Origin of the sequence: Blastococcus sp. CT_GayMR19 (genome assembly GCF_004570385.1) — a bacterium.
Lineage (GTDB): Bacteria > Actinomycetota > Actinomycetes > Mycobacteriales > Geodermatophilaceae > Blastococcus_B.
Genome location: NZ_SPQL01000022.1, coordinates 39,711 through 48,572 on the forward strand (window position 1 = coordinate 39,711; position 8,862 = coordinate 48,572).

11 protein-coding genes, 2 tRNA genes and 1 other RNA gene are annotated in these 8,862 nt (G+C 74.6%); 8 read left to right on the forward strand and 6 right to left on the reverse strand.

Annotated features, from left to right (window positions below; all coding sequences use genetic code 11):
- Window positions 1–15: 15 nt before the first annotated feature.
- Genes E4P39_RS20730 through E4P39_RS20740 form a run of 3 tightly spaced genes read right to left on the reverse strand, consistent with a single transcriptional unit; the run spans window position 16 to window position 1,691 of the window.
- Window positions 16–249: a DUF2630 family protein gene (locus E4P39_RS20730; RefSeq protein WP_135138486.1), complete on the reverse strand. Its 234-nt coding sequence runs from the start codon at window positions 247–249 to the stop codon at window positions 16–18.
- A 57-nt stretch (window positions 250–306) separates the two neighbouring features.
- A complete protein-coding gene (locus tag E4P39_RS20735; protein WP_135138487.1) occupies window positions 307–1,224 on the reverse strand; it encodes a prephenate dehydrogenase/arogenate dehydrogenase family protein in 918 nt (305 codons plus the stop codon).
- Window positions 1,221–1,691, reverse strand: coding sequence for a hotdog fold thioesterase (locus tag E4P39_RS20740; protein WP_135138488.1), 471 nt, complete (start codon window positions 1,689–1,691; stop codon window positions 1,221–1,223). Before E4P39_RS20740 ends, E4P39_RS20735 begins: the two co-directional genes overlap by 4 nt.
- Before the next feature lie 57 nt (window positions 1,692–1,748).
- Between E4P39_RS20740 and E4P39_RS20745 the strand changes: the two genes are divergently transcribed.
- The 5 genes from E4P39_RS20745 to E4P39_RS20765 all read left to right on the forward strand — a co-directional run bounded on the left by E4P39_RS20745 (window position 1,749) and on the right by E4P39_RS20765 (window position 4,231).
- The gene (locus tag E4P39_RS20745; protein WP_135138490.1) at window positions 1,749–2,411 is read left to right on the forward strand and encodes an O-methyltransferase; all 663 of its coding nucleotides are present in this window, start codon (window positions 1,749–1,751) and stop codon (window positions 2,409–2,411) included.
- Complete coding sequence (locus E4P39_RS20750) at window positions 2,408–2,908, forward strand: tRNA adenosine deaminase-associated protein (RefSeq protein ID WP_135138492.1); 501 nt, start codon at window positions 2,408–2,410, stop codon at window positions 2,906–2,908. The genes E4P39_RS20745 and E4P39_RS20750 overlap by 4 nt, the downstream gene beginning before the upstream one ends.
- Window positions 2,905–3,579: an HAD-IA family hydrolase gene (locus E4P39_RS20755; protein ID WP_135138493.1), complete on the forward strand. Its 675-nt coding sequence runs from the start codon at window positions 2,905–2,907 to the stop codon at window positions 3,577–3,579. The genes E4P39_RS20750 and E4P39_RS20755 overlap by 4 nt, the downstream gene beginning before the upstream one ends.
- Window positions 3,580–3,691: 112 nt before the next feature.
- Window positions 3,692–4,132 (forward strand): nucleoside deaminase, encoded by a 441-nt coding sequence (locus E4P39_RS20760; protein WP_135138503.1) that lies wholly within the window; start codon window positions 3,692–3,694, stop codon window positions 4,130–4,132.
- A gap of 10 nt (window positions 4,133–4,142) precedes the next feature.
- A tRNA-Ser gene (locus E4P39_RS20765) sits at window positions 4,143–4,231 on the forward strand.
- A 74-nt stretch (window positions 4,232–4,305) separates the two neighbouring features.
- On the opposite strand, the gene E4P39_RS20770 is transcribed toward E4P39_RS20765, so the two are convergent.
- The 3 genes from E4P39_RS20770 to E4P39_RS20780 form a co-directional block, all read right to left on the reverse strand.
- Window positions 4,306–4,599, reverse strand: a complete 294-nt coding sequence (locus E4P39_RS20770; protein ID WP_135138494.1) for a hypothetical protein — start codon at window positions 4,597–4,599, stop codon at window positions 4,306–4,308.
- Window positions 4,600–4,680: 81 nt separating this feature from the next.
- Complete coding sequence (locus tag E4P39_RS20775) at window positions 4,681–6,369, reverse strand: serine/threonine-protein kinase (protein WP_135138496.1); 1,689 nt, start codon at window positions 6,367–6,369, stop codon at window positions 4,681–4,683.
- Window positions 6,370–6,390: 21 nt separating this feature from the next.
- Complete coding sequence (locus tag E4P39_RS20780) at window positions 6,391–6,738, reverse strand: hypothetical protein (protein ID WP_135138498.1); 348 nt, start codon at window positions 6,736–6,738, stop codon at window positions 6,391–6,393.
- 190 nt (window positions 6,739–6,928) lie between these two features.
- On the opposite strand from E4P39_RS20780, the gene E4P39_RS20785 reads away from it, so the two are divergent.
- From E4P39_RS20785 to E4P39_RS20795, 3 genes are all read left to right on the forward strand, one after another.
- A tRNA-Ser gene (locus E4P39_RS20785) sits at window positions 6,929–7,013 on the forward strand.
- Window positions 7,014–7,266: 253 nt separating this feature from the next.
- Window positions 7,267–7,362: signal recognition particle sRNA small type (ffs, locus tag E4P39_RS20790), an RNA gene on the forward strand.
- A gap of 213 nt (window positions 7,363–7,575) precedes the next feature.
- Window positions 7,576–8,862 (forward strand): DNA polymerase III subunit gamma and tau (locus E4P39_RS20795; RefSeq protein ID WP_135138500.1); only part of this gene is annotated, 1,287 nt, incomplete at its 3' end.

The window sequence follows — 8,862 nt, forward strand, 5'->3', positions numbered from 1 at the left end:
GGCAGCCCCCACGGCCTACTGCAGGTAGCCCTCGACCTGCGGTTCGGGGCGCAGCTCGGCCTCGTCGGGGTCCTCCCCGTACTGCCGCTTGGCGCGGCGCTGGCGGAGGAGATCCCAGCACTGGTCGAGAGAGGCGTCGATCTCGTTCATCCGCGCTCGCTGCTCGTCGGTGTGCTCGGTGCCCTCGCGGAGCTTGTGCTCCTCGTCCACCAGCGCGGAGATGCGGCTCAGGATGTCCTTCTCTTCCATGCCGGACCCGGTGCCCGGCGTCGACGCCGCGAAACCGACCGGGGGCGAGCCGTGCGGTCAGGCGCCCTCGGGTACCCAGCCCTCGAGGAACGCGGCCAGCCGCCCGGTGACCGCCCCGCCCTGCCGGCCGAGCGCGAGCAGGGCGGTCCGGTCCAGCGGCACGCGGACCGGACGTCGCCCCGTCGTCCGACTGCGGACCGCGTGCCCGTCGGCGACCAGGTCCGGCCACGGGCGGGCGAGCTGCTGCTGGACCCGGGCGAGGGCGGCCGCCGTCGGGCCGGCGTTGCCCTCGACCATGGACGTGACGAACGCCGGGTCGCTGCCCGCGACCCGCGTGCCGTCCCGGAAGCTGCCCGCGGCGAGGCCCAGGGCGAGCGGTCCGGCCTGGCCCGCCACGGTCGCCAGCGCGGCGGCCAGCAGATGCGGGACATGGCTGATGGCGGCGACGGCGTCGTCGTGGTCGGCCGAGGTCACCGGGACGACCTCCGCGCCCACGGCGATCGCGACCTCGGCGACCCGCAGCCAGCGGTGCAGATCGGTGCCGGGGTCGAGGCAGACCGCCCAGCGGGCGCCGGCGAACAGGCCGGGATCGGTGGCGGCGTGCCCGGAGCGCTCGGTGCCGGCCATCGGGTGGCCGCCGACGAAGCGGCTGCCGTACGCGTCGCCGAGGACCTCCAGCACCGGGACCTTGACCGAGCCGACATCGGTGACCGTGGCGTCGGGATCGATCGTCAGCTCGTCCAGCGCGGTGGCGACGGCGGGCAGCGGCACCGCGAGGACGACGACGCCGGCCAGCTCCCGGCTGATCCGGACGCCCCGGGCGGCGGCCGCCTCGCGTGCGCCGGCGTCGACGTCCCACCCCGCGACCGGGCGGCCGGCGGCCGCGAGCGCCGCGGCGAGCGAGCCGCCCAGCTGGCCGAGGCCCACGACGCCGACGGGTGGCGCCGGCATGGTCGCGACGGGGAAGGAGCTCATGCCTCGTCCCACGGCCGGCCGGTGCGGAACACCCGGGCCAGCGCGGTCGCGACCAGCCGGCCGTCCTGCGCCGTGGCCTCGATCCGGTAGACCGCGGTGCGGTTGCTCCGGTGCACCTCGACCCCCTCCGCCACGAGCCGGTCGCCGGGCCTCCCCGCGGCGAGGAACTCGGTGTGCACGTCCTGCGCGATCGCCAGCGTGCCGTGGCTGTTGCTCACCGCCGCGTGGACGACGTCGAGCAGCGCCATCGTCGCCCCGCCGTGTGCCATCCCGAAGGCGTTCAGCAGGCCCGGGGCGACGGTCATGGCCGCGCGTGCGTAACCGGGCCGGACCGATTCGAGCGTGATCCCGAGATGGGTGGCCAGCGGGTCGCGGGCCAGCCGGGCGAACAGCGCCGGGTCGACGTCGCCGGGCACGGAGGTCTCGTCGGTCGCGGGGGCTGCACCGTCGGCGGGGGCATCGGCCATGATCAGAACTATGACTCACGCGCCCGCTCCCTCCGCGCTCGTCCGTCAGCACGCGGCATGACGCCCCGGTCGTTCCTCCTCACGCCGGAGCTGGCCGAGTACGTCCTCGCCTCGTCGGAGGCGCCCGACGACGTCGCCACCGCCCTGCTCGCCGAGACTGCCGCGATGGCGGAACGCGGCGAGGCCCCGGCCACGTTCCAGATCGCTCCCGAGCAGGGCGCCTTCATGCAGCTGCTCACCCGTGCGCTCGGCGCCCGGCAGGCGATCGAGATCGGCACGTTCACCGGGTTCTCTGCCCTCTGCATCGCCCGGGGCCTGCCCGAGGACGGTTCGCTCATGTGCCTGGACCGCAGCCAGGAATGGACGGCGGTGGCCCGGCGGTACTGGGCCCGCGCCGGGGTGGACGACCGGATCGACCTCCGGCTGGGGGACGCGCTGCCCACCCTGCGCTCGCTGCCGTCGGCCGAGACGTTCGATCTGGCCTTCGTCGACGCCGACAAGACGGGCTACCCGGACTACATCGAGGAGCTCTACCCGCGGATGACGCCGAACGGCGTGGTGCTGCTGGACAACACGCTGCGGCAGGGACGGGCGCTGACTCCGACGACCGAGGACGACCACGCCGTCGTCGCCCTGAACGCCGCGCTCGCCCTGGACCCGCGCTGGGAGACCGTCCTCCTGCCCCTGGCCGACGGCCTGACCATGCTGCGCAAGCGATGACCGGCCCGGACGCGCCGCGGACGAGCTTCGCCGTCCGGGTGAGCCGGCCGGGGGGCCGGTGGCGGGTGGAGCTGCTCGCCGAGGACGCGGGAGACGAGCTGCCGGTGCTGGAACGGGCGCTGGGCGAGCCGGGTGCTGACGGATGGCCGCCGCCGTTCGTGCTCGTCGTCGACTCGCGGCTGTACTTCGTCGCCCTGCGGCACGGGCCGGGCGGGATGGTCCGGGCGCTGATCTCCGACGCGGCGATGCTGGAGTGGGTGCTGGCCGCGGAGGTGGTCGAGCGCTACGGCATCGGCGTGGACACCGAGGGCTCCTTCGACGACGACGAGTCGGGCTGGCCGGGCGGAGACCTCGACGTCTTCGCCGACGACGGGCTGAAGGCCGACGAGCTGCGGCCGATCGTGACGGCGGACGACCTCTGGGCCGACGAGATGGTCGAGCGGATCGCCGCCCGGCTGGGGTTCGCCGAGGAACTGGCCGCGGCGGTGGCTCCGTGAGCGGGGTCGCGGGAACACCGGCAGCACGGGTCTCCGCGGTGGTGTTCGACCTCGGCGGCGTGCTCACGGAGAGCCCGATGACGGCGTTCGCGGCGTACGAGGCGGAGGTGGGCCTGCCCGACGGGCTGATCCGGCGGTTGAACTCGACCGATCCCGACACGAATGCGTGGGCGCGGTTCGAGCGCAACGAGCTCGACGCGGCCGGGTTCTCGGCGGCCTTCGAGGCCAAGGCGCTGGCGGCGGGTCACCGGTTGGAGGCCGCCCGCGTGCTCGAGGCGCTGCGCGGCGAGCTCCGGCCGTCGATGGTGGCGGCCGTACGCCGGCTGCGGGCGGAGGGGCTGCCCCTGGCGCTGCTGTCGAACAACGTGGCGCCGATGGAGCGGACGGGGGAGCTCGGCGAGCTGCTCGAGCTGTTCGACGCGGTGGTGGAGTCCTCGACCGAGGGCGTGCGCAAGCCCGAGCCGCAGATCTACCGGCGCGCGCTGGCCCGGCTCTCGGAGGCCGTTGGCCGGCCGATCGAGGCGGGGGACTGCGCCTACCTCGACGACCTCGGGATCAACCTGAAGCCGGCCCGCGCGCTCGGCTTCTCGACGATCAAGGTCGTCGATCCCGCGGCTGCGCTCACCGAGCTCTCGGAGCTCGTCGGTTTCCCGCTGGACGGGCCGACGTGAGTCGGCCATGCACCACCTTCCCCGGACGCTCCGTCTCTGAGTTCAGGTGCACTCAGAGACGGAGCGTGCTGAGGAGCACCCGGTGACCCTCGACGTCGACGTCGACGCCGCGATGGGCCGGGCCCTGGAGCTGGCGGCCGCGGCGCAGGCGTGGGGGGACACCCCGATCGGCGCCGTCGTCCTGGGCCCGGACGGCACCGTCCTCGCGGAGGCGGCCAACGAGCGGGAGAAGCGCGGCGACCCGACCGCGCATGCCGAGGTGCTCGCCCTGCGGGCGGCGGCGCTTGTGCACGGCGACGGCTGGCGGCTGACCGGCGCCACGCTCGTGGTGACCCTCGAGCCGTGCACGATGTGCGCCGGCGCCAGCGTGCTGGCCCGGGTCGCGCGGGTGGTCTACGGCGCCGACGACCCGAAGGCCGGCGCGGCCGGATCGCTCTGGGACGTCGTCCGCGACCGCCGGCTCAACCACCGCCCCGAGGTCGTCGCCGGGGTGCGGGCCGAGGAGTCCGCCACGCTGCTACGTGCTTTCTTCCGGGCGCAGCGCGGCCTGTAGTCTCTTCGGCGGTGGCGTGTCCGAGCGGCCGAAGGAGCACGCCTCGAAAGCGTGTGAGGGCAACCCCCTCCGTGGGTTCAAATCCCACCGCCACCGCCAGCGCACATGCAAGGCCCCGCCGGTCCTCCCAGGACATACGGGGCCTTCGTGCGTGCGGCCCGGGGGAACCGGGGCTACCCCTCACCGCGGATCAGCCGCAGGTGCGGACCGGTCGCGATGTCGGCGCGGGGATCGTCGACCTCGGGCAGCCCGGCCGCCCGGCGGATCCGGTTCTCCGGAACCTCGAGTGCGCGCGCCAGGAACTCGGCCAGCCCCTCGCTGATGAAGCTCTTCCCCCCGGCGCGGGCCATCCGCTCGATCGTCTCCGGCGGGACGACCCACCGGGACACCCGCGAGGCCTCCTCCGGAGCCCGGGCGAGCTCCCACAGGCGGCGTCGCACCAGCTCCTGCAGGTCCTTGTCTGCCATTCGAGAAGGCTAGGCCGGGCACAGCCTTCCGGCATCTGCGCCGGTCGCGGCCCCGGTGGCGCCGCGTGGCCGCCCGGAGGGTCAGGCCGGGAAGTCGCTGTCGAGGAGCAGCTGGCCGTCCTGGACGAGGAACGTGAACTGGTGCAGCCCCGACTCGCGCGTGCCGTTCGTGAAGACCAGCTCCAGTGACGCCGTCGCGGTGGTCTGCCCGTCCACGGCCTGGATGTCGCTGACGCGGACGTCGGAGAACTGGCTCCAGTAGTCGACATAGGCGGCCTCGCCGATGTTGGCGCGCAGGGTCGGCCCGGTCCGGGCGTACGCGGCCCGGGGGTCGGACAGGACCTGCTGGTGGTAGTCCCCGAGGAAGGTCGTGATGCTGGCCGCCGAGAGGGGATCGGCCGGGGCCTCGGGCGTGGGCTCGGCGGACGTCTCCTGTGCCGTCGGCTGGGCGGACGGCGCCGGCTCCTCCGCCGTCGGCTCCGCGCTCGTCGACGGGGCCGACGTCGAGGTCTGCGCGTCCGACGAGTCGACGGGGTCGTCCAGCGAGACGACCCAGAAGGCGATCAGCCCGGCGAACACGACCGCGACCAGCGCGACGAGCAGCCAGAGCGCGCGCCCGCGCCGTCGTCCCGGCGTCCGGGGGGCGGGCGGCGGGGGAGCCCGGTCCGGTACCGGTGCTGCCGCGCCCGCGACGGGCGCCACGGCGGCCGGACCCGAGCCGTCGGACGACGACGGTGCGGGGCCGGTGAGCGTCGGTGCCGGACGGGAGAGTGGCGGGGGCGGAGTGGGCGCCGCGGGCTCGACGGGCGGCGGGGTCGCGTCGTCCGCCGTGCCGCCGGCCGGGAACGCGGTGGTCCGGTTCCGGCCCTGCTCCGACGAGCCCAGGTCGGTGCGCGCCAGCAGCACGGTCGTGGTGTCCCCGAAGCGGCCGGCCGCGAGCTTCGCGAGCTCGTCACGGATCTCGGGCATGGCGGGGCGGTCGGCGGGCTCGGCGGCGAGCATCCGCAGCAACGGCTTCGTCAGCGACCCGGCCCGCCGGGGTGGCGTGATCTGCCCGCCGGCCACCCGGTGCAGCATGCCGAGCGCGTTGTCCTCCATGCCGAACGGCGGCTGCCCCTCGATGCAGGTGTAGAGCGTCGCCCCCAGGGAGAAGACGTCGCTCGCCTCGGTCATCTCGCGTCCCTGGGCGACCTCGGGGGCCAGGAAGGCCGGCGTCCCGGTGATCTGCCCGGTCTGGGTCAGCGTGATGTCGCCGGCTGCGTGCGAGATGCCGAAGTCGGTGATCTTGACCAGGCCCTCGATCCGGCCCCCCTGGCCGATGAGGATGTTGGCCGGCTTCACGTCCCGGTGCACGATCCCCGCGGCGTGCGTCGCGGCCAGGGCGTCGGCCACCTGGGCCCCGATCTGGGCCACCTGGTCGACCCGCAGGACGCCGTCCTCGGTGAGCACGGTCGCCAGGCTGCGCGACGGCAGGTACTCCATGACCAGCCACGGCTGCCCCGACTCCAGGGCGACGTCGTAGACCGAGATCGCGTGCGGATGGCTCAGCCGGGCTGCGATCCGGCCCTCCCGCAGCGCTCGCTGCCGCTGCTGGTCGGCCTCGGCGGCCGCCACTCCCTGCGGCGAGAGCACCTGCTTGATCGCGACCTCGCGGCCGAGCAGCTCGTCGCGCGCCAGCCACACCGTGCCCATCCCGCCGCCGCCGAGCTGCGACTTCAACCGGTACCGCCCCGCGACGAGGCGGCCGGGGGTCGTGACGGGTCGGGTCATGGGGAAACGGTGGGCGGCGGCTCAGACGCCGGAGGGGACCCCGAAGCGGCGCACGTACTCCTCCTGGGCGCCGGCCGGCAGGGCGTCGTAGAGGCTCGTGAGCTCGGAGTGCACGTCGGGGTCGAGGTCGTCGAAGATCTGCTTCCAGCTCGGCGCCTCGTCGTAGCTCCGGGTCAGCAGCAGCTCCCACGCCTGCGACTGGCGGTCCCGCTTGCCGCGCTCGGCCACGAAGTCGGAGAGGTAGGTGTCCTTGGCGGCCGCCTTCTCCGCTGCGGTCGCACCCGGAGGCAGCTCCGCGGGGTCCCCGCCCTTGAGGACGCCGACGATGGCCTCGACCACTTCCGGCCGCACCTCGCTCGGTTCGCTCATGTCCTGCCTCCTCTCGGTCCCCCGTGTTCGGGGCGTTCCCCGGCGGCCGGAAGACCAACCGCCTGCGGTGCAGGATGCCGCACGAGCGTCTCCGGTGCGCCCCCGGGAGACATGCCGTTGCCGATGCGACGCATTCGCCGACCGTGGCGCCGGGTCTCCGCCGGCCGCCCGGTAGCATCGCCGGTGCACTGGAGGATTCGCCTAGTGGCCTATGGCGCTCGCTTGGAAAGCGGGTTGGGGGCAACCCCTCGGGAGTTCGAATCTCCCATCCTCCGCACACAGAGCTCCGCCCACGGCGGTCGGCACGAGCAGGCCCTCGGCCGGCGCGCCGTGCGCCGGCCCATCGCCGAGGATCGGCGTAACGGCCCGCGCCCGTGATCGTGGGCCGGCGGCGGGGCGATCAGCCCGCGGCGCTCCGGGTCAGGAGCGCGGCGGGAGAGGCGCGGGCGCGGCGCGGGCCGGGCCTCAGGACTCGGAGCGGAACGGGCGTCGTCGTCGGAGCGCTGGTGGATTCCTCTACAGTGGACGCCAGACCCCTCGTGTGGCGTCATCCTGTGAACCTCCCCAGGGCCGGAAGGCAGCAAGGATAAGCGGGCTCTGGCGGGTGCGCGGGGGGTCCTTTCTATGCCCATCGCGGCCCTACCGGGCCGCACCGCGGCCAGGTGCCGTCCCCTGCCCTGCGGAGCCGCTGCCCGTGTCCCGGTCGGGAACCCTCCGGGCTCCGCGACCGGTCCACACCTGCCGGTTGGTCACCTCGCCCTCCGGGCTCCGCGACCGCTCCACACCTGCCGGTCGTGTGCGCGCCGCGGTGTCGGTGCAGGCACGTAACCTGCCCACGTGGCTCTGGCGCTCTACCGCAAGTACCGCCCAGCGACCTTCGCCGAGGTGGTCGGTCAGGAGCACGTCACCGGCCCGCTGGTGAACGCCGTGGACGGCGGCCGGATCAACCACGCCTACCTCTTCAGTGGCCCGCGCGGCTGCGGCAAGACGTCCTCGGCACGGATCCTGGCCCGGTCGCTGAACTGCGAGCAGGGGCCGACGTCGCAGCCGTGCGGCGACTGCAACTCCTGCGTGGCGCTCGCGCCCGACGGCCCCGGCTCGCTCGACGTCATCGAGATCGACGCCGCCAGCCACGGCGGCGTCGACGACGCCCGTGACCTGCGCGAACGCGCGTTCTTCGCCCCGGTGAACAGCCGTTACAAGGTCTACATCGTCGACGAGGCCCACATGGTCACCACGCAGGGCTTCAACGCCCTGCTCAAGGTGGTCGAGGAGCCGCCGGAGTTCCTGGTCTTCATCTTCGCCACCACCGAGCCGGAGAAGGTGCTGCCCACCATCCGGTCGCGCACCCACCACTACCCGTTCCGGCTCGTGCCGCCGACGACGCTGCGCGGCCTGCTCGAGAAGACCTGCGAGGCCGAGGGCGTCACCGTCGAGCCCACCGTCTTCCCGCTCGTGGTGCGGGCCGGCGGGGGCTCGGTGCGCGACTCGCTGTCGATCCTCGACCAGCTCCTCGCCGGGGCCGGGCCGGAAGGGGTCACGTACAAGGGCGCGGTCGGCCTGCTCGGCGTCACCGACGACGCGCTGCTCGACGAGACCATCGACGCGCTGGCCGCGCACGACGCCCCCGCCGTGTTCCGCGCGGTCGACCGGGTGGTCGAGGCGGGGCACGACCCGCGCCGGTTCGCCACCGACCTGCTGGACCGGCTGCGCGACCTGATCGTCCTCGACGCCGTTCCGCACGCCGGCGGGAACGGCCTGCTCGACTGCCCGCCCGACCGGCTCGACCTGATGAGCCAGCAGGCGAAGGCCCTCGGGTCGGCCACGCTGAGCCGGATGGCCGACACCGTGCACGACGGCCTCACCGAGATGCGGGGGACGACGGCGCCGCGGCTGCTCCTGGAACTCGTCTGCGCCCGCATGCTGCTGCCCGCCACCGACGGGTCGGCGGTCGCGACCCTGCAGCGCCTCGAGCGCCTCGAGCGGCGGATGTCGATCGCGGGCGAGCACCCCGGCCGCCCGGCCGAGGCGCCCTCGTCGCCGGCCCCCCGGGAGGCGCCCTCCGCTCCGGCAGCTCCGGCCCCGGCGGCTCCCGTCGCGGCTGCTCCCGCCCCGGCGCCCGCC

Excerpts from the sequence above, each read along its gene's own strand:
- E4P39_RS20730 (WP_135138486.1), bottom strand. The coding sequence starts at position 249 with ATGGAAGAGAAGGACATCCTGAGCCGCATCTCCGCGCTGGTGGACGAG.
- E4P39_RS20735 (WP_135138487.1), bottom strand. The coding sequence starts at position 1,224 with ATGAGCTCCTTCCCCGTCGCGACCATGCCGGCGCCACCCGTCGGCGTC.
- E4P39_RS20740 (WP_135138488.1), bottom strand. The coding sequence starts at position 1,691 with ATGGCCGATGCCCCCGCCGACGGTGCAGCCCCCGCGACCGACGAGACC.
- E4P39_RS20745 (WP_135138490.1), top strand. The coding sequence starts at position 1,749 with ATGACGCCCCGGTCGTTCCTCCTCACGCCGGAGCTGGCCGAGTACGTC.
- E4P39_RS20750 (WP_135138492.1), top strand. The coding sequence starts at position 2,408 with ATGACCGGCCCGGACGCGCCGCGGACGAGCTTCGCCGTCCGGGTGAGC.
- E4P39_RS20760 (WP_135138503.1), top strand. The coding sequence starts at position 3,692 with ATGGGCCGGGCCCTGGAGCTGGCGGCCGCGGCGCAGGCGTGGGGGGAC.
- E4P39_RS20770 (WP_135138494.1), bottom strand. The coding sequence starts at position 4,599 with ATGGCAGACAAGGACCTGCAGGAGCTGGTGCGACGCCGCCTGTGGGAG.
- E4P39_RS20775 (WP_135138496.1), bottom strand. The coding sequence starts at position 6,369 with ATGACCCGACCCGTCACGACCCCCGGCCGCCTCGTCGCGGGGCGGTAC.
- E4P39_RS20780 (WP_135138498.1), bottom strand. The coding sequence starts at position 6,738 with ATGAGCGAACCGAGCGAGGTGCGGCCGGAAGTGGTCGAGGCCATCGTC.